The 364-nt window shown below is 33.0% G+C and carries 1 protein-coding gene; it reads right to left on the bottom strand.

All coding sequences use genetic code 11. The features are described from left to right. A partial coding sequence (locus ABOA88_RS24060; RefSeq protein ID WP_440128000.1) for an NAD(P)/FAD-dependent oxidoreductase occupies positions 1-364 on the bottom strand: 364 nt, incomplete at both ends.

Below are 364 nucleotides of genomic sequence, written 5' to 3'. Positions count from 1 at the left end.
ATTTCCTCTAATGATGTTTGTTGCAGCTGTAACAGCAGTTCTAACTGCAGTTGTAGCTAATTGGATTGGAATGCTTTTATTTAAAGCTTTATTGAATACTTGAGCACAGTCTCCTACTGCATAAATGTCAGGGTTAGTTGTTTGCATGAAATCATTTGTTACAATAGCTCCTCTTTCGTCTAAATCACAAACTCCTTCAAGAATTTTAGTTTGAGGTCTTACTCCTACAGAGAAAATTACATAATCAACATCAATTGAACCTTTATCAGTAACAACTTGAGTAACTTTTCCGTTTTCTCCTTTAAATTCAGTAACTTTTGAACCTAAAACTAATTTAACTCCTGCTTTAGTCATTTTATCTTGC

It is taken from the genome of Pseudomonas sp. PKS (assembly GCF_051913525.1).
GTDB lineage: Bacteria > Pseudomonadota > Gammaproteobacteria > Pseudomonadales > Pseudomonadaceae > Aquipseudomonas > Aquipseudomonas guariconensis_D.
This window is presented reverse-complemented; position numbering and strand designations above follow the sequence as displayed.